We start from the raw sequence: 25,800 nt of genomic DNA, 5'->3' as shown, positions 1-25,800 counted from the left end.
GACGGTGCCGGGGTCGGCACCGCCCCCCGCCGTGGTGGACGTCCCTAGACCTGCACCGAGCCGGGCGCGAGGGGGCCGGGGAAGAAGGCGGTGGTGGCGCCGGCCGTCTCGCCGCCGTCCACCACGAACTCCTGGCCGGTGACGAACCTCGCCCGGTCGGAGGCGAGGAAGTGGAAGACCTCGGCGATCTCCTCCGGGGAGGCGTGCCGGCGCGCCGGGATGCGCTCGTTGACCTCGTCCAGCATGGCGTCGGTGTACTCGGCGCGCTGCATCGGGGTCAGCACCGCGCCGGGGGTGACGCACGCGGTGCGCACCAGCGGGCTGAGCTCCATGGCGAAGGTCTGGCAGAGCGAGGCCACACCGGCCTTGGTGGCGTTGTACGGCGCGTAGAGCGGGTAGCCGCGGCTGCCGTTGACCGAGGCGGTGGCGAGCAGCACGCCGTGGCCCTGGCCGAGCAGGTACGGGGCCGAGTGCCGCCACAGGGCCAGCACGCCGACCAGGTTGACGTCGACGGCGCGGCGCACGTCGGCCTCGGTCAGTTCGAGCACGCCGCTGCGGATGCTGATGCCGGCGTTGGCGATCACCACGTCCAGGCCGCCCCGGGCGGCGTGCACGGTGTCGACGGCCTCCTTGACGGCCTGCCAGTCGGCGACGTCGACCTCCAGGAAGCTCACCGACCCCGGGCCGCCGTCCAAGCCCGCCGCCGGGGCCGCGGGCTCGGTGATGTCGAGGTTCACCACGTGGTCGCCGGAGGCGGCGAACCGCTCGGCGGTGGCCTTCCCGATGCCGCTGGAGGCGCCGGAGACGATGACTGTGCGCATGGACGGGGGCCTTTCGGAGGACGCCGGGCCCGGCCGCCGGAGCGGCCGGGTCCCGGCTGGGTGTGCGGGTGCGGAGCTGGCGGCGGGTGCGGGCCCGCTGCCCGGATCAGACGATGACCCGGTGCCGGTCGGGGGCGTAACCGGCCATGTTGCGGCGGAGGTTGCGGCTGACGGTGATCTTCTTCAGCCAGCGGTCGGTGCCGTCGTACCGGGCCTTGAAGGAGCGCCGCCCGTGCGCGGCCTGGTAGTTGTCCACGACCAGCAGGGTGCCGGGGCCGACCACCACCTCCTGCTGGACCCGGGTGAGCTCCGCCATCAGCCGGTCCAGCGCCTCGACGGCCTCCGGGTCGTCCCCGACGCAGCGCATGAACGGCAGGTCGATGCGCAGGTACGGGGAGAGGCCGTCGCCGAACAGCGCGCTGGTCGGCGTGGGGTCGTCGGCCATCCGGCGGAGCTTGGCGAGCGCCGGGTGGTCCGGGTCGGAGGTCTCCAGCTGCCGGATGTGCTCGGTGTCCGGGAGGATGTGGAAGCGGTCCTGGGCGAGCACCTCCCGGGTGCGGTCGTCGAGTTCGACGTCCCGGACGGAGGCGACGATGGTCGGCACGTGGTCGGCGTTGCGCAGGCCGAGCAGGATCAGGTAGTCGCAGCGGTTGGGGTGGAAGCCGTCCTCGGTGTGGAACTCCAGCAGGGCCTCGCTGCCGTAGCCGCTCTGCCGGTCCTCGTCGCCGCGGATCGGCAGGACGTTCTGGATGATGCTGCCCTCCTGGAGGGTGGCCCAGCCGAAGGGCTCGCCGAGCGCCAGGCCGACCAGCGCCAGCATGGCCTCCTGGGTGCGGGCCGTCTCCGCCGCGATGGCGTCGCGCCAGTGCGCCGGGGTCGGGCCGAGCTCGACGTCGTCCACCGGAAGGCCGTGCACCAGGCAGGCGGCGGCGGGCTCGCGGCGGCGGAAGTCGGCGAGGAAGGACTGCAGGCCGACCGGCAGCATCCGGTCGAACTGCCAGGCGCGGTCGTAGAACTCCTCGTCCAGCGGGTTGCCGCAGTCGTCGGCGATCTTGTGGGCGGCCCGGGCGAGCTCGGCGGCCTCGTCCGGGCTCAGGGCGTACTCGGCCAGGCGGCCCTGGAACGGGGTCGGAGCGGTGGCAGTGGACGGTTCTTGACGGAGCATCAGGCGTTCCTTTGCTGTTCTCCGACCGGTTCGGCCGGGTGGGCGGGCGGATGGTCCTGTGCCGTCGGCGCGGGGCGGGCGGCGGGTGGTGTCACGGGCGGAGGGCCGAGCAGGGTCCCGGCCGGCTCTCCGCCCGGGTCGGTCAGTCCTCGTCGGCGAACCTGGCGATGAACTCGTCGAGTTCGTCCTGGTCGAGGTCGACGAGCGGTTCCTCGGCCTCCTCGACCTCCCCGCCGGCGGCCTCCGGCGCCGATTCGCCGGCCACGGCGGCCAGTTCGGCGACGGTCTTGTGGGTGAAGACGTCCCGCGGGGAGATCTCCAGCCCGGCCTCGCGCGCCGCGGTGACCAGCTTGATCGACATGATCGAGTCGCCGCCGAGCGCGAAGAAGCTGTCGTCGATGCCGATCCGCTCGACCCGGAGCACGTCCACGAAGAGCTGCCGCAGCAGTTCCTCGCGCGGGGTGCGCGGCTCCCGGCCGCCCTCGGCGCCGGCGAAGCGTGGGGCGGGCAGTGCGGCGCGGTCCAGCTTGCCGTGCGGGGTGGTGGGCAGCTCGGGGATCTCGACCACGGCGGCCGGCACCATGTACTCGGGCAGGTGGGCGGCGACCAGCTCGCGCAGCGCGGCGGGGTCGGTGCCGTCCGGCCCGGCCGGGACGACGTACGCGACCAGCTGCCGCGCCCCGGGGGTGTCCTCGCGCAGCTGCACGGTGGCGTGCCGCACGCCCGGGTCGGTGGCCAGCACGGCCTCGATCTCGCCCGGCTCGATCCGGAAGCCGCGCAGCTTCACCTGGTCGTCGGCCCGGCGCACGTAGTCGAGGCGGCCGTCCGGCAGCCAGCGGGCGATGTCGCCGGTGCGGTACATCCGGGCGCCGGGCCCGCCGAAGGGGTCGGCGACGTAGCGGCTCGCGGTGAGGTCGGCGCGGTGCAGGTAGCCCCGGGCCAGGCCGGCTCCGGAGATGTACACCTCGCCGGGCACCCCGGCGGGCAGCGGGCGCAGGCAGTGGTCCAGGACCCGGATCCGGGCGCCGACGACCGGGGCGCCGATCGACACGGCGACGCCGGGCTCCAGCGGGCCGCCGACCGTCGCGATGATCGTCGTCTCGGTCGGGCCGTAGATGTTCAGCATCCGCCGGCCCGGGGCCCAGCGGGCCACCAGCTCGGGCGGCAGGACCTCGCCGCCGGTGACGATCGTGATCCCCTCCGGCAGGCTGCCGTCGGCCATCGCGGCCAGCGAGGACGGCGGGACGGTCAGGGTCTGCACCCCGGTCCGGGCCACCCAGTCGGCCAGCGGCTGCCCGGGGAGCATCTCCTCGTAGCTGCCGACGACCACGCAGGAGCCGCTCAGCAGCGCGGTGTTGAGCTCGCCCATGGCGCCGTCGAAGCTGGGCGAGGCGAACCACAGCACCTTGCGGCCGGGGCCGAGGTCCAGGTGCCGCCGCTGGGTCGCCAGGAAGCTCGCCAGGCCGGCGTGGGTGACCAGGACGCCCTTGGGGCGGCCGGTGGAGCCCGAGGTGAAGATGACGTACGCGCCGCAGCCGGGCAGCAGCGGGCGGCCGCGCTCGGCGTCGGTCACCTCGCCGGAGGGGGTGTCCGCCGGGGCGGCGAGCCGGTCGGTGGTGACGACCCGGTCGCGCAGTCCGGCCGGGATCTTCGCGACGGCGTCGGGCGCGGCCAGGATCAGGTCCGGCCGGGCGTCGGTGAGCATGAACTCGATCCGGTCGGCCGGGTAGTCGGTGTCCACCGGCATGTGGACGGAACCGCTCTTCCAGATCGCCAGGATGGTGGTGACCAGCTCGGCACTGCGGGGCAGCAGGACCGCGACGATGCGCTCCGGGCCGGCCCCGTGCGACAGCAGGACGCGCGCCGTCCGGTTGGCCCGGGCGTCGAGTTCGGCGTAGCTCAGCTCCTCGGTGCCGGTGAGCACGGCCGGCGCCCCGGGGTGCTCGGCGACCCGCTGGGCGAACAGCGCCGGGATGGTGGCCGCGGGCGCGGCGGGGGCGGTCGCGGCCCACCGTTCCAGGACGGTCTCCCGGGTGGTCGCGGACAGCAGGTCCAGTGCGGCGAGCGGGGTCCGCGGCGCCTCGGCGAAGGTCTCCAGCACCCGCAGCACCGAGGCCAGCAGGTCGCCCGCCTCGGCCTCGCCGTAGAGGTCGGTGCGGTAGTGGAGCTTGAGGTCCAGGTGCTCGCCCGGGCGTGCCAGCAGCCGCAGCGGGTAGTGCGCGGAGCCGGGGACGGACGGCTCGCGCAGCCCGATGTCCAGTCCGGGCACCGGCCGGCGCGCCTCGGGGTGGTGGATCCCGGCGTTCTCGAAGCCGACGATGGTGTCGAAGAGTTCGCCGAGGCCGACGGCCCGCTGGATCTCCGGCAGCCCGAGGTGGTGGTGGGCGATCAGCTCGGACTGCTCGGTCTGCATCCGGACCAGGGCGGCGGACAGCGGCTCCGCCGGATCGAGCACGGCCCGGAACGGCACGGTGTTCATGACCAGGCCGATCGCGTCCTCGACGCCGGGCAGCTCGGGCGTGCGCCCGGACACCGCGGCGCCGAAGACGACGTCGCCGCGGCCGGTCAGCCGCTCCAGGGCGATCGCCCAGGCGCCGTTCACCAGGGTGTTCACGGTGATCCCGGCGGCGCGGGCCGCGGCGGTGATCCGGGCGGAGGCCTCCGCGTCCAGGACCTGGTGGACGGTGCCCTGCCCGGCCAGCACCGACAGGTCGGCGTGCGGGGCGACCAGCGTGGGCTCGTCCAGGCCGGCCAGGGCACCGGCCCAGGCCGTGCCGGCCGCCGCGCCGTCCCGGCCGGAGAGCCAGGCGAGCACCCGGCGGAACGGCACCGGCTCCGGCAGCCCCTCCGCGGAGCCGCCGGCGGCGTACGCGGCGAAGACCTCGCGGAAGAACAGCGGCACCGACCAGCCGTCCAGCAGGATGTGGTGGTCCGTCACGACCAGCACGTGGCGGTCGTCGGCGAGCCGGACCAGCAGCGCCCGCAGCAGCGGGGCGGAGCCCGGCGGGAACGGGCGGTCGTGCTCCTCGGCCACCAGCTCCTCGACCCGGCGGGCCTGCTCCGGGGCGGCCTGGCCGCCGAGGTCGACCTCCTGCCACGGCACCCCGACCCGCTCGGGGATCACCTGCACGGCCCGGCCGGAGCGCAGCCGCACGAAGCGGGCCCGCAGGTTGGCGTGCCGGGTGAGGACGGCGTCGAAGGCGGCGCGCAGGACGGCGGGCGTCACCTCGCCGTCCAGGTCGAAGACCTGCTGGGTGACGTACGGGTCGACCCGGTCGGGCGCGAGCAGGGCGTGGAAGCTCATGCCCTGCTGGAGCGGGGTCAGCGGCCACACGTCGACGGCGTCGGGGTGGGCGGCCTCGATCTCGGCGCGCTCCTCGGCGGTCAGGTCGAGCAGCGGGCCCTCGGGCAGCGGCTCGTCGGCGGCACCGGTGACGGCGGTGGCGGTGGCGTCGCCGGACTCCGGGTCGGTGTCCCGGGCGGCGGCGACCAGGGCCGCCACCGTGCGGTGCAGGAAGACGTCCCGGGGGCTCAGCGCCAGCCCGGCCCGGCGGGCCAGCGCGGAGAGCCGCATCGACAGCAGCGAGTCGCCGCCCAGGTTGAAGAAGTTGTCGTGGATGCCGATCCGCTCGACCCGCAGCACCTCGGCGAACAGCCCGCGGAGCAGTTCCTCCTGCTCGTCGCGCGGCTCGCCGCCCTCGCCGCCGCCGTCGAAGCGGACCGCGGGCAGCGCCGCCTTGTCCACCTTGCCGTTGACGGTCACCGGCAGCTCGTCCAGCACGACCACGGCGGACGGCACCATGTAGCCGGGCAGCACCTCGGCGGCCCGGGCGCGCAGCGCCGCGCCGTCCGCGGTGGCGCCGGGCGCGGCGACCACGTAGGCGACCAGCATCGGGGAGCCGGGGCCGTCCTCGCGGGCCACCGCGACGGCGTGCCGCACGGCCGGGTCGGCGGCCAGCACGGCCTCGACCTCGCCGGGCTCGACCCGGAAGCCGCGGATCTTGATCTGGTCGTCGGTGCGGCCGAGGAAGACCAGGGTGCCGTCGTCGTCCCGCTGGGCGCGGTCGCCGGTGCGGTACATCCGGGCGCCCGGCTCGCCGAACGGGTCGGCGACGAAGCGCTCGGCGGTGAGCACCCGCTGTCCGAGGTAGCCGCGGGCGAGGCCGGCGCCGGCCAGGTACAGCTCGCCGGTGACGCCGGGCGGGACGGGCCGCAGCGCGTCGTCCAGCAGGTGGGCGCGCAGGTTGTCGGCCGGGCCGCCGATCACCGGGTGCTCGTGCGCCGCGAGGCGGGCGTACATCGGGTCGACGGTGCACTCGGCCGGGCCGTACAGGTTGTACGCGGACAGGCCCTCGGCGGCGCGCAGCCGCTGCCACAGCGGCTCGTCGACGGCCTCGCCGCCGAGCGCGAGCACGCGGACCGTACGGCCCTCGTCCAGCAGTCCCTCGGCGATCAGCTGGCGGGCGAAGCTCGGCGTGGTGTCGAGCACCTCGATGCCGTGCCGGGTGACGTGGTCGAGCAGGGCGTGCGGGTCGGCCCGCAGCTCCTCCTCGATCATGTGCAGCTCGTGCCCGCCGACCATCCACAGCAGCTGGCTCCACGAGGCGTCGAACACCAGCGAGTTGGTCAGCGCGGCGCGCAGCGGCCGGCCGGCCGCGGCCTGCTCGGGCTCGAACAGGTGGTTGCGGTGGCTGTGGAACATGTTGGCCAGCGACCGGTGCTCGACCGCCACGCCCTTGGGGCGGCCGGTCGAGCCGGAGGTGTGGATGGTGTACGCCAGGTTCTCCGGGCGCAGCGGGGCGATCCGCTCGTCGTCGGTGAGGGCGGTGCCGTCGGGCTCGTGCGGCAGTTCGTCCAGCAGCACCCGCTCGGTCCCCCCGGGCAGCCGGGCGGCGGACGCACCGGTGGTGACCACGAGGTGCGGGCGCAGTTCGGCGAAGACGGCGGCGATCCGCTCGGCGGGCTGTTCGAGGTCCACCGGGACGTACACCGCGCCGGACTTGAGGATCGCCAGCAGGGTGACGACGGCCCGGGCGGTGCGCGGCAGGGCCATCACCACGGGCCGCTCGGGGGCGGCGCCGCGGGCGACCAGCTGCCGGGCCAGCCGGTTGGCGGCGGTGTCGAGCGCGGCGAAGGTGAGCCGCTCGGTGCCGCAGCCGACCGCGGGCGCGTCCGGGGTGCGGGCGGCCTGCTGCTCGAACAGGTCGACCAGGGTGCCGGGCGGTGTGGCGACCGGAGCCGGGGCGGCGGCGCGCTCGATGCGGCGCCGCTCCTCCCCGGTGAGCAGCGGGAGCCGGCCGACCGGGGTGTCCGGCCGCTCGACGGCGTGCCCGACCAGCAGACCCAGGCGTTCCAGCAGCGCCTCGGCCCGCGCCCTCGGGTACAGGTCGGCGCGGTAGTTGAGCTCGAAGACGGTGGTCGGGCCGGGGAAGACGGCGAGGCTGAGCGGGTAGTGGGTGCCCTCCGGCACCTCGTCGACGGCGTCACCGGCGAGCGCGAGGCGCAGGCCGGCGACCTCGACGCCGCGGGCGGAGGCCGGCAGCGGGAAGTTCTCGAAGGCGAGGGTGGTGTCGAAGAGGCTGTCGTGCCCGCTGATCCGGTGGATGTCGGCCAGGCCGAGCCAGGAGTGCTCGGCGAGGGCGGCCTGCTCGTCCTGGACGCGGTCGAGCAGTGCGCCGAACGGCTCGGTGCGGTCGATCCGCACGCGGGCCGGGACGGTGTTGATCAGCAGGCCGACGACCCGGTCCACGCCGGGGACGGCGGCCGGGCGGGCGGCCACGGTGCAGCCGAAGACCACGTCGTCGCTGCCGGTCATCAGCGCGAGCAGCAGCGACCAGGCGCCCTGGATCACGGTGTTGACGGTGAGGTTGCGGCCGCGGGCGGCCTCGGCCAGCGCGCGGGAGCGCTCCTCGTCCAGCTCCAGGCGGATCCGGTGCTGGGCGACGTCGCCGCCGGCGAGTTCGGCGCCGCGGCCGAGCAGGGTGGGGCCCTCCAGGCCGGCCAGGGCCTTGCCCCAGGCGGCCTCGGTGGCGTCGCGGTTGCGGGTGCTCAGCCAGCCGAGGTAGTCGCCGACGGAGACCGCGGGGTCCAGGGCGGTGGCGTCGCCGCCGTGGTGGAGGATCCGGAACAGGTCCTCGACGACCACCGGCATCGACCAACCGTCCATCAGGATGTGGTGGTTGGTGAGGACGAGGACGTGCCGGTCGGCGGCCAGCGCGACCAGGGTGAAGCGCAGCAGCGGGGGCTGGGTCATCTCGAAGCGGCGGTGGCGCTCCCCGGTGAGCACCTCCCGCAGCCGGCGCTGCTGCTCGGCGGGGTCGAGGCCGGTGAGGGAGACCTCGGCCCACGGCAGCTCCACCCGGGACGCCACGGCCTGGAACGGTTCGCCGGAGCGGCGCTGGAGGAACCCGACGCGCAGCGCGGGGTGCCGGGCCACGACCAGTTCGCAGGCGCGGCGCAGCGCGTCCCGGTCCAGCGCTCCGGTGAGCTCGATCGGGAGCTGCATGTTGTAGTGGTCGACGCCGTCCTGCCCGCCGTCGTACAGGGCGTGGAAGAGCATGCCCTCCTGCAGCGGTGTCAACGGCCAGATCGCGTCGAACGAGGTCGGCTTCATTTCCCACTTCTCCAGTGCGCTTCGAGTTCGGCGAGCTCGTCGGCGTCGAGTTCGAGCTGCGGCGCCGCGGGCGGGGCGACGGCCGCCTCGGGCTCGATCCCGGTGGCGACCTCCGCCAGGGCCGCCACGGTGCGGTGACGGAACACGTCCCGTGGGGTGAGGGACAGGCCGGCGATCCGGGCCCGCCCGGCCAGCCGGGTGGAGGCGATGGAGTCGCCGCCCAGGTCGAAGAAGTTGTCGTCGATGCCCACCTGCTGTCCGTCGAGCACCTCGGTGAAGAGGCGGCACAGCAGGCGCTCGCGGTCGGTGCGCGGCTCGCGCCGCTCCCGCCGGCCGGCCTGCGGGGCGGGCAGCGCGGTCCGGTCGAGCTTGCCGTTGGGGGTGAGCGGCAGGGCGGTCAGCGACACGATCGCGGACGGAACCATGTACGCGGGCAGTTGTTCCGCGACCTGCTTGCGGGCGGTCTCCAGATCGGGCAGCGCGCCGGGTTCGGGCACCGCGTACGAGACGATCCGCGCGCTGCCGGGGACGTCCTCGCGGACGACCGTGGCGACCTGCCGGATGCCGTCCACCGCGGACAGTGCCGAGTCGATCTCGCCGAGCTCGATCCGGTGGCCGCGGATCTTCACCTGGTGGTCGGCGCGGTCGAGGTAGCGCACGGCGCCGTCGGGGCGGCGCAGGCCGAGGTCGCCGGTGCGGTACATCCGGGTGCCGGGCGGGCCGAAGGGGTCGGGGACGAACCGTTCGGCGGTCAGCAGCGGTCGGCGGGTGTAGCCGTCGGTCACGCCGGTGCCGGCGATGTAGATCTCTCCGGGCGTGCCGACCGGGACGGGGCGCAGGGCGCCGTCCAGCAGGTACACCCGCAGGTTGTCGGCCGGGCTGCCGACGGGGACGTCGGCGCTGCCGGTCTCCGACCCGGCCTGCCAGCTGGTGGTGTAGATCGAGACCTCGGTCGGGCCGTACAGGTTGTGCAGGTCGGCGTCGCCGGCCTTGCGGAAACGTTCCACCAGACCGGCGGTCATCTTCTCGCCGCCGCAGAACACCTGGCGCAGGCTGTCGCACGCGGCGGCGCCGGGCTCCAGCAGGAACAGCTCCAGGGTGGACGGCACGAACTGCGCGGTGTGGATGCGCTCGGTGCGGATCAGTTCCGGCAGGTAGCCGGGGTGCTGGTCTGCCTCCGGCAGCGCGACCACCATCGTCGCGCCGACGTGCAGGGTCCAGAAGATCTCCCACACCGACGGGTCGAAGCTGATCGAGGTGCGCTGCAGCACCCGGTCGCCGGGCGTCAGCGGGAAGCGGCGCTGCATCCAGCGCAGGTAGTTCACGATGCCGCGGTGGGCGACCACGATGCCCTTGGGGCGGCCGGTGGACCCGGAGGTGAAGATCACGTACGCGGTGTGCACCGGGTCGACCGCGCGGTCCGGCGCCGGGCCCGGGGCCTCGCGCGCCGACAGCTCGGCGATGCTCCGCTCGTCCAGGGTGAGCGCCGGGCGGGCGTCCTCGGTCATCGCCCGGACCCGCTCCGGCGGGTACTCCGGGTCCAGCGGGAGGTAGGCGGCGCCGGTGCGCAGCGCCGCGAGCAGCGCCACGACCAGGTCCACGCCGCGCGGCAGCGCCACCGCGACCACGTCGCCGGGGCCGATCCCGTCGGCGGCCAGGATGGCGGCCAACTTCCCGGAGAGTGCGTCGAGTTCGGCGTAACTGACCCGGCGCTCGCCGTACACCACGGCCTCGGCGTCCGGGGTGCGGCGGGCCTGTGCGGCGAACAGGCCGTGCAGGGTGCCCCCCTCGTGCGGCACGGCCGTCGGGCCGCCGTCCCCGACCAGCGCGCGGCGCTCCTCGTCGTCGACCAACCCGACGCGCCCGAGCGGCAGTTCGGGCGAGTCGACGAAGGCCTGCAGATACCGCTCCAGCCGGCCCAGCAGCGCCTCGGCCTGCTCGCCGGAGTACAGGTCGGGGCGGTGGGTCAGCTCCAGGCGCAGCTGCGGACCGGGGTGGACGATCAGGCTGAGCGGGTAGTGGGTGACACCGGTGCGGTCGGACTCGGCGACGGCGATCTCCACCCCCGGCAGGGCGCGGCGGATCGCCTCGCGGTCGGCCGGCGCGTTCTCGAACACCATGGTGGTGTCGAAGAGTTCACCCAGTCCGAGGCCGCGCTGGATGTCGGCCAGGCCGAGGTGGTGGTGCGCGCCGAGCGCGGCCTGCTCGGCCTGCACCTCGGTGAGCAGCTCGGCCAGGGTCCGCTCGGCGGAGAGCCGGACCCGCACCGGGACGGTGTTCATCACCAGGCCGACCAGGTCCTGCATCCCGGCCAGCTGCGGCGGCCGGGCGGAGACCGAGGTGCCGAAGACCACGTCGTCCCGGCCGGTCAGCTGCCCGAGCAGGGCCGCCCAGGCGCCCTGGAGGACGGTGTTGACGGTCAGGCCGGCCGTCCGGGCGGTGCGGGCCAGGTCCGCGGAGAGCTTCCCGGACAGCGCCCGGCGGGTCAGCGCGGGCATCCCGGTGGTCAGCGCGGCCCCGGGGGCGACCAGGCAGGGCTGCTCGACCCCGGCCAGCGCGCGCTTCCAGGCGTCCGCGGCGGTCTCCTTCGGCTGGCGGTCCTGCCAGCGCAGGTAGGCCGCGAAGGACACCTGCTCGGACGGCTCCGAGACCTCGGAGTAGGCCGCGAACAGGTCCTTCAGCATGATCCCGACGGACCAGCCGTCGAAGAGCACGTGGTGGCTGGTGAAGACCAGCAGGTGCCGGTCGTCGGCGGTGCTGACCACCGCGAACCGCAGCAGCGGCGGCCGGGCCAGGTCGAAGCGGGCCGCCTTGTCGGCGGCCAGCAGCTCGGCCGTGCGGGTGCGCTGCTCCTCGGCGTCCAGCCCGCGCAGGTCGTGCTCGGCCCACGGCACCGTGACCCGGGCCGGAACGCTCTGCCGGGCCTCGCCCAGCTCGTCGAGGTCGAAGCGGGCGCGCAGCGCGTCGTGCCGGGCGACCAGGGCGTCGCAGGCGGCGTGCAGCCGGTCGAGCGCGACCTCGCCGGTCAGGTCGAACACCATCTGGCCGATGTACGGGTCGGCGCCGGTGTCGTCGGCGTACAGCGAGTGGAACAGCATGCCGCGCTGCAGCGGGGTCAGCGGCAGCCCCTCCGCCGGGCCGCCGGCGTCGGTCAGCAGCGACCGGTCGAGGTCCGCGGCGCGGCCGCCGTCGGCGACCGCGGCCATGGTGGCGGCCGTGCGGTAGGTCAGGACGTCCTGCGGGGTGAGTGCGAGCCCGGAGTTGACCGCCCGGGCGGCGAGCTGGACGGCGGTGATGGAGTCGCCGCCCAGGTCGAAGAAGCCGTCGTCGATGCCGATCTCCTCCGCGCCGAGCACCTCGTGCAGCAGCTCGCACAGCAGGGTCTCGGTGCGGGTGCGCGGCGGCCGGCGGGTGGCGCCGCCGCGGATGTCGGGCTCCGGCAGCGCCTCCCGGTCGATCTTGTTGTTGGAGGTGAGCGGGAACGCGTCCAGCACGACGACCGCCGCGGGCACCATGTGCTCCGGCAGGGTCCGGCCGACCCAGGCCCGCAGCTCGGCGGGCTCGACGGCGGCGCCCGGCGCGGGCACCACGTAGGCGACCAGGCGGCGCGCACTGCCCTGCGCGGCCCGGGCCACCACGGCGGCCCGGGCGACCGAGGGGTGCGCGGTGAGTCTGCTCTCCACCTCGCCGAGCTCGACCCGGAAGCCGCGGATCTTCACCTGGTGGTCGCTGCGGCCGACGAAGTGCAGCTTGCCGTCCGGCCCCCAGGAGCCGTTGTCGCCCGTGCGGTACATCCGGCTGCCGGGCGGGCCCCACGGGTCGGCGACGAAGCGCTGCGCGGTGAGGTCGGGCCGGCGGTGGTAGCCGACCGAGACACCGGGGCCGGCCAGGTGGATCTCGCCGGTGACACCGGGCGGCACCGGGCGCAGCAGCGCGTCCAGCACGTACACCCGGGCGTTGTGCAGCGGCGAGCCGATCGACGGCGTGCCGGGCCCGCTCAGCGGCCCGGTCATGGTGGTGAACACGGTGCTCTCGGTGGCGCCGTACACGTTGTGCAGCCGGTGCGCGCCGCCCCAGCGGCGGACCAGCTCGGCGGGCAGCGCCTCCGCCCCGACCGCGATGATCAGGTCGTCCGGCAGCGAGCCGGGCGGGAACGCGGCCAGCACCGACGGCACGGTGCCCACGCAGCCGACCCGGTGCTCGGCGATGAACTCGGCCAGCTGCGGGCCGGGCATCAGCTTCGGCGGGGCGATCACCGCGCAGCCGCCGCTCATCAGCCAGACCGACAGCTCCCACATCGACGGGTCGAAGCTGGGCGAGCTGATCATCAGCACCCGCTCGCCCGGGCGCAGCGCCAGCACGCCGGGCTGGGACTCGGCGAAGTCGGCCAGGCCGGTGTGCGGCACCAGCACGCCCTTGGGGCGGCCGGTGGAGCCCGAGGTGTAGATCATGTACGCGATGTCGGCCGGGGTCGGCGCGGTCGGGGGCGCCGGCTCGGCGGGGTCGGCGGCGTCCAGCCCGGCGGCCACCGCGGGGTCGTCGAGGTGCACCGCGGCCAGGCCGTCGCGGGCCGGGAGCCCGTCGGCGTGCCGGGTGACCATCAGGTCGGGCCGGGCGTCGGAGAGCATCCCGTCCACCCGGTCCGCCGGGTAGCCCGGGTCCACCGGGAAGTAGACGGCGCCGGCCTTCATCACCGCGAGCAGCGCCACCAGGTTGTCCAGGCCCCGCGGCAGGGCGACGGCGACGAAACCGCCGCGGTGCACCCCGCGTTCGAGCAGCATCCGCGCCAGGCGGTTCACCCGGGCGTCGAGCTCCCGGTAGGTGAGGGTGCGCCCCTCGAAGTCCACCGCGTCGGCGTCCGGGGTGCGGGCGGCCTGGCGCTCGAACAGCGCCGGCAGGGTGATCCGCTCGGTCGGCCACTCGGTGTCGTTGAAGTCGTTCAGCACCCGGTCCTGCTCGACGGCCGTCGCCAACTGCAGCCGGGCCAGCGGGGTGTCCGGGTCGGCCTCGGCCAGGCGGTGCAGGAAGGCCAGCAGCCGGACGGTGTGGGCGTCCAGGTCCGCCTGGTCGTAGCGGGCCTCGTTGCCCTCCAGGCGGACGTGCTGCCCGCCGGCCGGGTCGGGGAACAGGGTGAGCACCAGGTCGGGGACCTGGCCGGCGTTGAGGCCGGTCACGGTGGCCGGGAAGCCGGCCAGCTCGGTGCGGTCGCCGGTGGGCACCAGGTTGAGCGCCGCGTGGAACAGCCGGTCACCCGCGTCCCGCATGCCCAGCTCGCGGCGGATGTGCTCGTGCGGGAAGCGCTGGTGGGTGAGCAGCTCGCCGAGCCGTGCGGAGGTGTGGTCGATCAGCTCGCCCACCGTCATGTCCGGCTCCAGCCGGACGCGCAGCGGGAGTTCGTTGGCGAGCATGCCCGGGGTCGCGCGGGCCGTGTCGGTACGCCGGACGGTCGCCGTCAGGCCGAGGACCAGGTCCTGGTGGCCGCTCAGACCGCCGAGGTAGGCGGCGACCCCGGCCGCGACCACCGCCGTCCAGTCGGTGCGCCGACGCCGGCCCAGCTTGCGCAGGGCGGTCGCGTGGGTCGAGGTCAGCAGGGTCTGCGCGCGCAGCACGTCGCCCACCCAGTCGGCGGCGCGCGGGGCCACCGTGACCGGCTCGGGACGGTCGGCCATCCGCTCCAGCCAGTACGCGCGGTCCGCCTCGTACTGCTCCGAGGCCAGGTAGGCGGCCTCCTCCAGGGGCAGCAGCAGGGAGGACGGCAGCGGGCGGCCGCCCGGCTCGGTGCCGGCCGCCATCGCCTTGTAGAGCCCGTTGATCCGCTCGGTGAGGATGGCCAGGCCCTGGATGTCGGTCAGGACGTGGTGGTAGCTGCTGTACCAGAACCAGTGGCCGGCCCCGAGGCGGAGCAGCACGTCCTCGCCCACCGGGCCGCGCCGCAGGTCGTAGGTGGTGCTCATCCGGTCGGCGATCCAGCGGTGGGCGGCCAGCTCGGGGTCGGCCCGGTCGGAGAGGTCGACGACGTCCCAGCCGGCGTTCGAGCGGCCCAGGTGCTCCTGGTACGGGCCGTCGGCGTCCTCGCCCAGGCGCACCTCGAAGACCTGGCTCTCCGCGTGCGCCTGCCGGATCGCCCGGTGCCACAGCTCGGGGTCGAGCGGGCCGCGGATCTCGAAGCGGCGCACCAGGTTGAACCTCGGCGAGTCCGGCGCGAACTGCTGGGCGAGCCACAGCGCCCGGCCGGCGGCGGTCAGCGGCGTGCGGTTCCCGGCCCCGCGGGTCGACGAGTGCGAACCGGATCCTTCTCGATCGCTTGCCCGGTACACACCTGGCTCCTCTCCACGGCGGTCGGCCGGCGGCACGGGCGGCCCCCCGGCCGCTGCCCGGGGACCGCACTGACGGTTCTCGCCGCCGATGCTTGCGCGCGCGCAGTGATCCGACCAGGAAACTGACCGGCAATCGGCCTTGCTGGTACCGGCCGTGCGGCGGGCCGGAGTTGCCCGCTCGATTCCTGGCCTCCCGCCCGTACGAACCGGAGGATGCGGCCGTGGGCGGCAGCCACGTTGCTCCGACGAACGCGAGGATCTGGGAAGGAATCGGTCAATGAGCATCCCCGACAGGGCCCTGCTGGACTGGGTCGAGGAGGCCTCGGAGGAGCGCGGCCTGCACTTCGCCGGTCCGGGTGACTCCTGGGAGTTCCACAGCTACGCCGAGCTGGCCGACAAGGTGCTGCGCACGGCCGAGGCGCTGCGCGCCGCCGGCGCGCAGGACGGCGACGTCGTCGCGGTCGTCCAGCGCTGCAGCCCCGGCTTCGTGGCGACGTTCTTCGGCGCCATCGCGGCCGGCTGCACGCCGTGCTCGATCGCGCCGCCGTTCGCCTTCCAGCGCGGCAGCGAGTACGCCGAGCACGCGCGGGCCCTCTTCGACACCGCACAGCCCCGGGTGATCGTCTGCGACGAGGAGTCGCAGGCGCCGGTGCGCACCGTCACCGAAGGCCTCGACCTGCCCGCGCCGGTGGTCTTCGACGCGTTCATCGACGGCGTCGAACCGGCCGCGAAGCCGTACCCCCCGGCCGAGTTCGCGCTGCTGCAGTTCACCTCCGGGTCCAGCGGCCGCTCCCGCGGCGTGCTGGTCGGCCACGAGGCGCTGACCAACGACGTGAACGCGATGCACCGCTGGCTGGAGTGGTTCCCGGAGTACTCGGGCATCTCCTGGCTGCCGGTCCACCACGACATGGGCCTGATCGGCTGCATGGTCAACTTCGTGACGATGAGCTGCGACGGCTGGATGATGCAGCCGGAGGACTTCATCCGCTCCCCGCTGCGCTACCTGCGCTGCATCAGCGACAACGCGGTCGGCCTCACCGCCATGCCCAACTTCGGCCTGGCGTACATCCTGCACCGGGTGAAGCCGGCCCAGCTGGAGGGCCTGGACTTCTCGTCCTTCCGCTCGCTGATCCTCGGCGCCGAGCGGATCGACCCGCAGGTGCTGGAGGGCTTCGAGGCGCTGCTCGGCCCGCACGGCTTCGACCGGCGCGCGCTGCTGCCCGCGTACGGCGGCGCCGAGGCCACCCTGGCGGTCACCGGCCTGCCGATCGGCGAGGGCTGGAGCGAGGTCACCCTGGAGGGCGACCAGGCCGGACGCTTCGTCGGCTGCGGCCGCCCGCTGCGCGGCGTCACGGTCACCGTGGTGGACGACGAGGGCACCGAGGTGCCGGACCGCGTGGTCGGCGAGGTGCTGGTGAGCGGGAACACCCTGGGCACCCGCTACCAGGGCGCCGCCGGCACCGCCTCCGGCACGGTGCTCGACGGCGGGGTGCTGCACACCGGCGACGCCGGCTTCCTGCACGAGGGCCAGCTCTACGTGGTCGGCCGCCTCGGCGACGGCGTCAAGGTCCGCGGCAAGATGGTCTTCGCCGAGAGCCTGGAGGCCAAGCTGCACGAACTCGGCATCCCCCAGCGGCGGGTGGCGGTCCTGCTGGGCCACCGCGAGGACCGCGCGACCGGCGTGGTGGTGCTGGAGAAGCCCGACCCGCAGTGGCAGGCCGCGGCGCACACGGTGCTCTCCGAGGCCCTGGGCGCCGAGGCCGACCTGCTCGCGGTCGAGGTGCCGCGCGGCGGCCTCGCCGTCACCTCCAGCGGGAAACCGCGCCGCCGGGTGATGTGGGCGGCGCTGACCGCCGGCGAACTGGGCGGCGACGTCCGGAGTCTCACGCCGGCCTGACCGGCCGGCCCCGGGGCGGCCTCACCGGCCGGCCCGGGGCGCCGCCCGCCGCCTCAGGCCGGCGAGCCGGCGGGGAGCCGCTTGCGGGACCGGACGGTCACAACCAGCGTGCGCGCCAAGAGCATTGCGCCGAACGAGATGGCCAGGAAACCGAACCCGGTCTCGATGTCCTGGTTCTGGCCGACCTTGTAGAAGGCCGTCCGGGAGACCAGCAGGCCCGCCCAGACCGCCACGGCGTACAGGCCCCCCTTGAACACGGTGTGCCCGGCCGCGTCCCGGCTGATCGGCAGCAGCGCGCCGTACGCCACGCCGAGCGCCAGACCGACCCCGGTGATCGCGGCGCCGAGCCCGATCGAGGCGCCGCTCCTGTCGTGGTCGATCAGGTCGTCCTGGAGGGCTCCGACCACGATCGGAATCACCGGAAGCAGCCACGGCGCGAGGGTCAATCTCTGATCCCTGAACTCACGGAGAAGTCCGAGCACCAGAACGGCTGCGGTCAGAATCTCGACCATGTTGTCTTTCACGGGGAATTCCCATCGTGTGTGAGGCGCCCGCATCGGCACCGGCGCCGTGAGCACGGGCGCGGCCTCGTCAGATCGGCGATCGGAGCAGTGGTCAGAACGGCGGTCAGAACGGCGGTCGGAACGGCGGTCGGAACGGCGCAGAGGCACCCTACTGCAGCTCCCGCCGGTGGAATAGGGACGCCTTGCGGAAGTCTTCCGGACGTCTCCGCAGAACCGAATTCCCCTGGTGGAGACCGTTACACCCGATCGGCAGCTGGAATGCAATTTCGATTGCCGGGCACTTGCCTGGCCGGGCCGTGCGGCAGCCGGAAGCATGGCCGACGCGGGCCGGCCGGACGGCCCCGCAGCTCCCGTCCCCCCGGCGATCCCGGCCGGTCCGCGCCGGACGTCGCCCGCGGACCGTGCGACCGCAACCCGCCCCGGTTGGAGATCACCCAGTGCCTGCCCACGACTCACCGCTGGAAGCGGTCCTTCCGCTCGCGCCCCTGCAGGAGGGGCTGTTCTTCCACTCTCTGCTCGGCCAGGGCGGCATCGACGAGTACGTCAGCCAGGCCGCGCTGCGCCTGGACGGCCCGCTCGACCGCGAGCGGCTGCGCGCCGCCTGCCGGGCCGTGGTCCGCCGGCACACCGCATTGCGCGCCTCCTTCCAGCAGCGGAAGAACGGGCAGGGCGTGCAGCTGGTGCACCGCAAGGTCACCGTGCCGATCACCGAACTCGACCTGGCCGGCGGGGCGGAGGCCGCAGCCGACCCGGCCGGTGGGGCGGACGCCGGACTGGCCCGGCACCTCGCCGAGGAGCGACTGCGCGGCTTCGACCTCGGCGCCCCGCCGCTGGTCCGCTTCTCGATCGTCCGGACGGCCCCCGAGTCGCACGTCCTGGTGCTGACGCACCATCACATCCTGCTCGACGGCTGGTCGTTGTCGACCGTCCTGCGCGACCTGGTGGCGATCTACGCGGCCGGCGGCGAGGACACCGCCCTGCCGAAGGCCGTCCCGCCCACCGGCTACCTGGCCTGGCTCGCCAAGCGCGACGCCCGGGTGTCCGAGCACGCGTGGCGGCAGGCCCTCGCCGGGCTCGACGCGCCCACCCTGACCGGCCCCGAGCACACCGGCGCGGCCGAGGACCTCCCCGACCTGGTCGCCGCCGAACTCCCCGCCGAGCTCACCGCGGCCGTCGGGGACACCGCCCGCGCCCGCGGCCTGACCCTCAACACCGTCGCCCAGACCGCCTGGGCGCTCGCCCTCGCCTCGCTGACCGGGAAGACCGACGTCGTCTTCGGGCAGACCGTCTCGGTGCGCTCGGCCGCCGCCCCGCGGGTCCAGGAGATGGTCGGACTGCTCATCAACTCGGTCCCGGTACGGGTGCGCCTGGACCCGGCCGAGCCGCTGCACGCCCTCCTGGACCGGGTGCAGCGCGAGCAGTCCGCGCTCACCGACCACCACCACCTCCCGCTGCCCGAGATCCAGCGGTCCGCCGGGCACGGCACCCTCTTCGACACCTTCCTGGCCCTCGCCGACCCGGGCAGCGGCGACGACGCGGCCGCCCGGCCCCTGGCCGGCCTGCGGATCTCCCCGCTCACCGACGACCCGGCGGCCACCGACCCGGACGGCGCCCGCGGCTCCACCCACTACCCGCTCAGCCTGGTGGTCGTCCCCGGCGACCGGCTGGTCCTCGAACTCACCCATCGCCGCGAGGTGTTCGACGCCGACACGGCCCGCGGCGTGCTGCGCCGGCTGGAGGCCGCGCTCACCGCCTTCGCCACCGCCCCGGACACCGCGGTGGCCGCCCTCGACCTGCTCGACGACGCCGCCCGGGCCGCCCTCCCCGTCCCCGGCGTCCCGGCCCGCGGCCCGGTGCCCGAGACCACCGTGCCCGCACTGTTCGAGGCCCGGGTCGACCGGGCGCCGGACGCCGTCGCGCTCTCCGACCGGCACCGCGCGCTCAGCTACCGGGACGCCAACGCGGCCGCCAACCGGATCGCCCGCGCCCTGATCGCCCGCAGCATCGGCCCCGAGTCCGTGGTCGCCGTCCTGCTGCCGCACGACGCCGAGCTGGTCGTCGCGCTGCTCGGCGTGCTGAAGTCCGGTGCCGCCTACCTGCCGATCGACCCGGCGCTCCCGGCGGAGCGGGTCGCCTTCATGCTCCGGGACGCCCGGCCCGCCGCGCTGCTCACCGACCGCGACCCCGCCCTCCCGGCCGAGGCGCCCCGGCCCGCCGACCCGCCGGCGGACGGCCCTTCGCCCACCGACCCGCTCGGCGTCGGTGACGTTGCCGGCCCGGCGCCGGCCCACCTGCGGCCCGCCGACCTGCTGGCCGAGCCGCACCCGGACGGCAACGTCACCGACGCCGAGCGCGTCCGCCCGCTGCGCCCCGGCAACGGCGCCTACCTGATCTACACCTCCGGCTCCACCGGCCGCCCCAAGGGCGTCCAGGTCGAGCACCGCTCCGTCGGCGTCTACCTGGACTTCGCCCGGCACACCTACCCGGGCCTGGCCGGGACGGCGATCGTGCAGTCACCGATCTCCTTCGACTTCACCGTCACCGGCGTCTGGGGCGGCCTCACCGCCGGCGGCCGGGTGCACATGGCGGAGCTCACCGAAGCCGCGCCCACCGGCCTCGGCCCGGCCACCTTCGCCAAGGTGACGCCCAGCCAGATGCCGCTGCTCGCCGACACCCACGCCTGGCTGTCGCCCACCCGCGACCTGGTGGTCGGCGGCGAGCAGCTGTCCGGCGCGATGCTGCGCGCCTGGCGGGCCGGCAACCCGACCGCCACCGCCGTCAACGAGTACGGCCCGACCGAGGCCACCGTCGGCTGCATGGAGTTCCGCAGCGGGCCCGACGACGGGATCGCCCCCGGCGCCGTCCCGATCGGCAGGGCGATCCCGGGCGCCGCGATGCACGTCCTCGACACCTGGCTGCGCCCCGTCCCGGTCGGCGTGCCCGGCGAGGTCTACATCGCCGGGCCGAGCCTGGCCCGCGGCTACGTCCGCCGCCCCGGTGTGACCGCCGAGCGCTTCGTCGCCAACCCCTTCGGCGCGCCGGGCGAGCGGATGTACCGCACCGGCGACATCGCCCGGTGGGGCGCCGACGGCGAACTCGTCTACCTCGGCCGCGCGGACGACCAGGTCAAGATCCGCGGCCAGCGGGTGGAACCCGCCGAGATCGAGGCGGAGCTCTGCCGGCACCCGGCGGTGCGGCACTGCGTGGTCGTCGTCCGGAGCGGCCCGCAGGCCGACCGGCTGGTCGCCTACCTCGTCCTGGACGGCGCACCGGGGGCCGGGGAGCTGCGCGAGCACGTCGCCGCCCGGCTGCCCGCCGCCATGGTGCCGGACGCCTTCGTCCCCGTCCCGGAGATCCCGCTCACGCCCAACGGCAAGCTGGACCGCGCCGCGCTGCCGCCCGTGCCCGACCCGGCCGAGGAGCGCACCACCGGCCGCGCGCCGCGCAACCCGGTCGAGAAGCTGCTGGTCAAGCTGTTCGGCGAGGTGCTGAACCGCGACGTGCGCTCCGTCCACGACGGCTTCTTCGAGCTCGGCGGCGACTCCATCACCTCCCTGCAGCTGGTCGCCAAGGCGCGCGGCGCGGGCCTCGACCTCACCGCCAAGCAGGTCTTCGAGCACCGTACGGCGGCCGCGCTCGCCACGCTGTCCGGCACCACGGCCGGCACGGCGGCTCCGGTCACCCACGACGACGGCGTGGGCGACTTCCCGGCGCCGCCCATCGTCCACCGGCTGCGCGAACTCGGCGGCCCCGTCGACTCGTTCAACCAGTCCACGCTGCTCACCGTCCCGGCCGGGCTCGGCCTGGAGCGACTGACCGGCGCGGTGCAGGCCCTGCTCGACCGGCACGGCGCGCTGCGCATGCGCCTGACCGAGGACTGGTCGCTGACCGTCCCGGCCGTCGGTACCGGCGTTGGCGGTACCGGCGCCGCCAGCACTGAGGACGCCGGCAGCGGTACCGCCGCCGACCACGTCCGCCGGGTCGACGTCGCCGGGCTCGCCCCCGACGCCCTGGCCGCGGCCGTCACCGAGCACGCCGCCGACGCCACCGGCCGGCTGGACCCGCGCAGCGGGAACCTGCTCCAGACGGTCTGGTTCGACGCCGGCACCGCCCCCGGCCGCCTCCTCGTCGTCGTCCACCACCTGGCCGTGGACGCCGTCTCCTGGCGCGTCCTGCTCCCCGACCTGCACGCCGCCTGGCTGGCCGCCGGCACCGGCGCCCCGGCCCTGCTCGACCCGGTGCCGACCTCGCTCCGGCGCTGGTACGAGACGCTGGCCGACGCCTCCGGACGCCCGCACGTCGCGGCGCAGCTGGAGCACTGGCGGCGCACCCTCGCCGAGGCCGGCCCCCAGCTCACCGACCGCGCCGCCGACCCGGCCCGCGACGTGCACGGCGCCGCCCGGAGCCTGACCGTCGAACTCACCCCCGCCGAGACCGAAGCACTGCTCACCACGCTGCCCACGGCCTTCCGGGCCGGCCCCGACGAGGTCCTGCTGACCGCCCTGGCGCTGGCCGCCGCCCGCACGCGCGGCCCCGGCGGGCTGCTGGTCGATCTGGAGGGCCACGGCCGCCGCGACCTCGACGGGCTGGACCTCACCCGGACGGTCGGCTGGCTCACCACCCTGCACCCCGTGCTGCTCACCCCCGGCACCGCCGCGCGCGACGACGCGGCACTCGACGACGCGGCACTCGACGACGCCGTGCTGGCCCGCGCCCTGAAGGCGGTCAAGGAACAGCTGCGCACCGTGCCCGACCACGGCCTCGGCTACGGGCTGCTGCGCTACCTGGACGAACGGGGCCGCGCCACCCTCGGCGGCCTCCCCCACCCGCAGGTCGCCTTCAACTACCTCGGCCGGTTCACCGCCGGCCCCGAAGCGGACTGGCGCCCGGCCGGCGAGACCGCCGCCCCGCCCGTCCACCCCGACCAGCCGATGGCCCACCCGCTGGAGGTCAACGCGGTGGCCGAGGACGGCGGCGACGGCCTGCGGCTGACCGCCACCTGGTCCTGGGCCCCCGGGCTGCTGACCGAACCCGAGGTCCGGGCGCTGGCCGAGGAGTGGGCCACCGCACTGCGCGCCCTGGCCGCCTTCGCCGGCCGGCCCGCCGCGCACGGGATCACCCCCTCGGACGTACCGCTGGTCCGGATCACCCAGGACGAGCTGGACGCCCTCGCCCAGGACGGCCCGGTCACGGACGTCCTCCCGCTCACCCCCACCCAGCAGGGCCTGCTGTTCCACGCCCGCTACGAGCACGGCGCCCCCGACCTGCACACCGTCCAGACCGTGCTGGAACTCGACGGCGAGCTGGACGCCGACCGGATGCGCACCGCGTTCCGGGCCGTGGTGCGGCGCCACGAGGCACTGCGCGCCCGGTTCGGGCTGCTGCCCTCCGGCGAGCCCGTGCAGGTCCTGGACGAGCACGCCGAGGCCCCCTGGCGCGCACTCGACCTGCGCCGCGCCGACGCGGCCCGACGGCGGGAGGTGCTCGCCGGGGAGCGCCAGGAGCCGTTCGACCCGGCCCGCTCCCCCCTGGTCCGCGGCCTGCTGGTGCGCCTCGGCAAACGCCGCCACCAGCTGGTGCTGACGCTCCACCACATCCTGGTCGACGGCCGGTCCAGCGCGATCCTGCTGCGGGACCTGGCGCACCTGTACCGGCACCGCGGCGACGACGCGGGCCTGCCCGACACCGTCCCCTACCGGCGGCACTTCGGCTGGCTGGAGCGGCAGGACGGCGAGGCCGCGCGCGCCGCCTGGCAGAAGGCCCTGTCCGGTGCCGAACCGACCCTGCTGGCGCCCGACGCCGACCCCGCACGGGTGCACGCCCGGCCACTGCGGCGCACCGCGGAACTCCCCGAGGAGACCACCGAGGCGCTCCGCCGGGCGGCCCGCGACCACGGCGTCACCCTCAACACCGTGGTCCAGGCGGCCTGGGCGCTCACCCTGCACCGGCTCACCGGCTCCCGCCGACCGGTCTTCGGCGCCACCGGGTCGATCCGCACCCCGGAACTGCCCGGCCACGAGGACCTGGTCGGCCTGCTCGTCAACACCGTGCCGGTCCCGGTACGGCTGGACCCGGACGCCGGACTGGACGCCCTGCTGCGCGACCTCCACCGGGAGCAGGCCGAGCTGGCCCCGCACCGGCACCTGGCGCTCGGCGAGATCCTGCGCGCCGCCGGTCGCGCCGGGCAGCGCGAACTCTTCGACAGCTGCCTGGTGTTCGAGAACTACGCGGCCGCCGAGCCGGTCGGGCCGGGGGCCAATGGGCCGGGGGGCGGTGGGCCCGGATCCGATGGGCCCGGATCCGGTGGGCCGGGGGCCGGTGGGGCGGCGGGGTCCTCGGGTGGTCTGCGGATCACCGACACCCACGGCCATGACCCGTACCACTACCCGGTCCGACTGACCGTCACCCCGGAGCAGCGGCTGCACCTCGCGCTCAGCCACCGGCCGGAGCTGGTCCCGACCGCGCTCGCGGAGCGGGCCGGTGACCTGCTGCTCGCGCTGCTGCACGCCGTCGCGCGGCGGCCGACGGCGAAGGTCGGCGAGCTGCTGCCGGACCCCGACGCCCTGCGGGCCGCCCGGGACACCCTGGCGGCGCTGGCGGCCGAGGCCATCGGCGCCGCGTCCGGCCCGACCGCCGACGTCGAGCCGCTGGACGCGGACGACGACTTCTTCGCGCGCGGCGGCGACTCACTGGCGGCGCTTCGGCTGTCCGGCCGGATCGAGGCCGCGTTCGGCCGCCCGGTCGACATCCGCGCGGTCTTCCAGCAGCGCACCCCGCGCCGCCTGGCCGCCCTGTGCGCCCCGAGCGCCGCCGCCCCCGGTTCTCCCGGCTTCACGGACCCCGACGCCGACTGACCGCACCGCCACCCGGCCGGCCCCACCCTCCCGACCTCGACAAGCCCCGCACCGCGACAAGACCCGCACCGCGACAAAACCGCAGAGCGACCCGCAACGAAAGGCACGAGTCTGATGCAGAACCCCTTCGACAACCCGGACGGCACGTTCCTGGTCCTGCGCAACGCGGAGGGGCAGCACTCCCTCTGGCCGGCGTTCGCCGAGGTCCCGGCGGGCTGGACGGTGGCCCACGAGAAGGCCGGGCGCCAGGAGTCCCTGGACTACATCGAGCGCAACTGGACCGACATCCGGCCGCAGAGCCTGGTCGCCGCCATGGAGTCCGAGCCGGCATGACGGACGACCGCAGCGGTGACGCCGTGGTGGTGACCGGACTCGGCGCGGTCACCCCCCTCGGAGCGACGGCCAAGGACACCTGGCCGGCGCTGCTCGCCGGGCGCGGAGCCGTTGCGGCCCTGGACGACCCCTGGGCGGCCGAGCTCCCGGTCCGGATCGCGGCGCGGGCCGCGGCCGAACCCGGGGAGCTGCTGGACCGGGTGCTCGCCCGCCGGGTGGACCGGGTCGGCGCCTTCGGCCTGGCCGCCGTCCGCGAGGCCTGGGCGGACGCCGGCTACGCCGGACCAGCCGGCACCCCCGGCGCCCCGGACCCGGAGCGGGTCGCGGTGGTGCTCGGCACCGGCATCGGCGGCGTGCACACCGTCGTGAACAACCACGAGGAGCTGCGCACCCGCGGGGCGCGCCGGGTCTCGCCGCACGCCGTGGCGATGCTGATGGGCAATCACACCGCCGCGCTGGCCGCCCTCCACGTCAACGCCCGGGCACAGGCATCGGCCCCGGCCACCGCCTGCGCGGCCGGCGCCGACGCCATCGCCACCGCCCTGGACCTGATCCGGCTCGGCCGCGCCGACGTCGTGGTGGCCGGCGGTGCGGACTCGGGCGTCCACCCGCTGGTCGCCGCGGCCTTCGCCGCCATGCGCGCACTCTCCGGCCGCAACGACGAGCCGCACCGCGCCTCCCGGCCGTTCGACCGGGACCGGGACGGCTTCGTCCTCGGCGAGGGCGCGGGCGTCCTGGTGCTGGAGCGCGAGCGCCACGCCCGGGCCCGCGGGGCACACCGGTACGGCGTCCTCGCGGGCGCCGGCCTGGCCTCCGAGGCGCACCACCCCACCGGCCCGCGCCCGGACGGCGGCGGCCTCGCCGCCGCGCTGCGCCGGGCCCTGGCCGACGCCCGGCTCGACCCGGCGGAGGTCCGGCACGTCCAGGCGCACGCCACCTCCACCCCGGCCGGCGACGCGGCCGAGGCCGCGGCACTGCGCACGGTGTTCGGGCCGAGGGCCGTCCCGGTCTCGGCGATCAAGTCGATGACCGGCCACCTGCTGGGCGCCGCGGGCGGGCTCGCGGCGGTCGCGGCCGTCCTGTCCCTGTCCGACGGCGTCGTCCCGCCGACCGTCAACGCGGAGCACCCGGAGGCGGGCCTCGACCTGGACCTGGTCCGGGACACCCCGCGCGAGCTGCCCGCCGGCCCCGCGGCCGTCCTCTGCAACGCCTCCGGCTTCGGCGGTCACAACGTGTCGCTCGCCTTCACCCGCTGAGACCCGCCCGCACCCCGCCC

At 75.5% G+C, this 25,800-nt stretch carries 9 protein-coding genes; 4 read left to right on the top strand and 5 right to left on the bottom strand.

The genetic code is table 11. The features are described from left to right. Positions 1-44 precede the first annotated feature (44 nt). The 4 genes from ACIRST_RS16055 to ACIRST_RS16040 all read right to left on the bottom strand — a co-directional run bounded on the left by ACIRST_RS16055 (position 45) and on the right by ACIRST_RS16040 (position 14,916). On the bottom strand, positions 45-821 hold the full coding sequence (locus tag ACIRST_RS16055; RefSeq protein WP_402802824.1) for an SDR family NAD(P)-dependent oxidoreductase: 777 nt from the start codon (positions 819-821) through the stop codon (positions 45-47). A 106-nt stretch (positions 822-927) separates the two neighbouring features. Further along, the gene (gene gntD / locus ACIRST_RS16050; protein ID WP_402802823.1) at positions 928-1,986 is read right to left on the bottom strand and encodes a guanitoxin biosynthesis L-enduracididine beta-hydroxylase GntD; all 1,059 of its coding nucleotides are present in this window, start codon (positions 1,984-1,986) and stop codon (positions 928-930) included. Positions 1,987-2,128: 142 nt separating this feature from the next. Beyond that, positions 2,129-8,599, bottom strand: coding sequence for an amino acid adenylation domain-containing protein (locus ACIRST_RS16045; RefSeq protein WP_402802822.1), 6,471 nt, complete (start codon positions 8,597-8,599; stop codon positions 2,129-2,131). Then, the gene (locus ACIRST_RS16040; RefSeq protein WP_402802821.1) at positions 8,596-14,916 is read right to left on the bottom strand and encodes an amino acid adenylation domain-containing protein; all 6,321 of its coding nucleotides are present in this window, start codon (positions 14,914-14,916) and stop codon (positions 8,596-8,598) included. Before ACIRST_RS16040 ends, ACIRST_RS16045 begins: the two co-directional genes overlap by 4 nt. A gap of 277 nt (positions 14,917-15,193) precedes the next feature. On the opposite strand from ACIRST_RS16040, the gene ACIRST_RS16035 reads away from it, so the two are divergent. Further along, positions 15,194-16,813 carry an AMP-binding protein gene (locus tag ACIRST_RS16035; RefSeq protein ID WP_402802820.1) on the top strand — a complete coding sequence of 540 codons (1,620 nt, stop codon included), beginning with the start codon at positions 15,194-15,196 and terminating at the stop codon, positions 16,811-16,813. A gap of 53 nt (positions 16,814-16,866) precedes the next feature. Here ACIRST_RS16035 and ACIRST_RS16030 read toward each other — a convergent pair whose 3' ends face one another. Continuing rightward, positions 16,867-17,259: a hypothetical protein gene (locus ACIRST_RS16030; protein WP_402802819.1), complete on the bottom strand. Its 393-nt coding sequence runs from the start codon at positions 17,257-17,259 to the stop codon at positions 16,867-16,869. A gap of 515 nt (positions 17,260-17,774) precedes the next feature. On the opposite strand from ACIRST_RS16030, the gene ACIRST_RS16025 reads away from it, so the two are divergent. The 3 genes from ACIRST_RS16025 to ACIRST_RS16015 all read left to right on the top strand — a co-directional run bounded on the left by ACIRST_RS16025 (position 17,775) and on the right by ACIRST_RS16015 (position 25,780). After that, positions 17,775-24,191: an amino acid adenylation domain-containing protein gene (locus ACIRST_RS16025; protein WP_402802818.1), complete on the top strand. Its 6,417-nt coding sequence runs from the start codon at positions 17,775-17,777 to the stop codon at positions 24,189-24,191. 114 nt (positions 24,192-24,305) lie between these two features. Beyond that, positions 24,306-24,524, top strand: coding sequence for an MbtH family protein (locus tag ACIRST_RS16020; RefSeq protein ID WP_396545038.1), 219 nt, complete (start codon positions 24,306-24,308; stop codon positions 24,522-24,524). Further along, positions 24,521-25,780, top strand: coding sequence for a beta-ketoacyl-[acyl-carrier-protein] synthase family protein (locus ACIRST_RS16015; RefSeq protein ID WP_402802817.1), 1,260 nt, complete (start codon positions 24,521-24,523; stop codon positions 25,778-25,780). Before ACIRST_RS16020 ends, ACIRST_RS16015 begins: the two co-directional genes overlap by 4 nt. The last annotated feature ends 20 nt before the right edge of the window (positions 25,781-25,800 follow it).

This window comes from Kitasatospora sp. NPDC101447 (assembly GCF_044767225.1).
Taxonomy (GTDB): Bacteria; Actinomycetota; Actinomycetes; order Streptomycetales; family Streptomycetaceae; genus Kitasatospora.
This window is presented reverse-complemented; position numbering and strand designations above follow the sequence as displayed.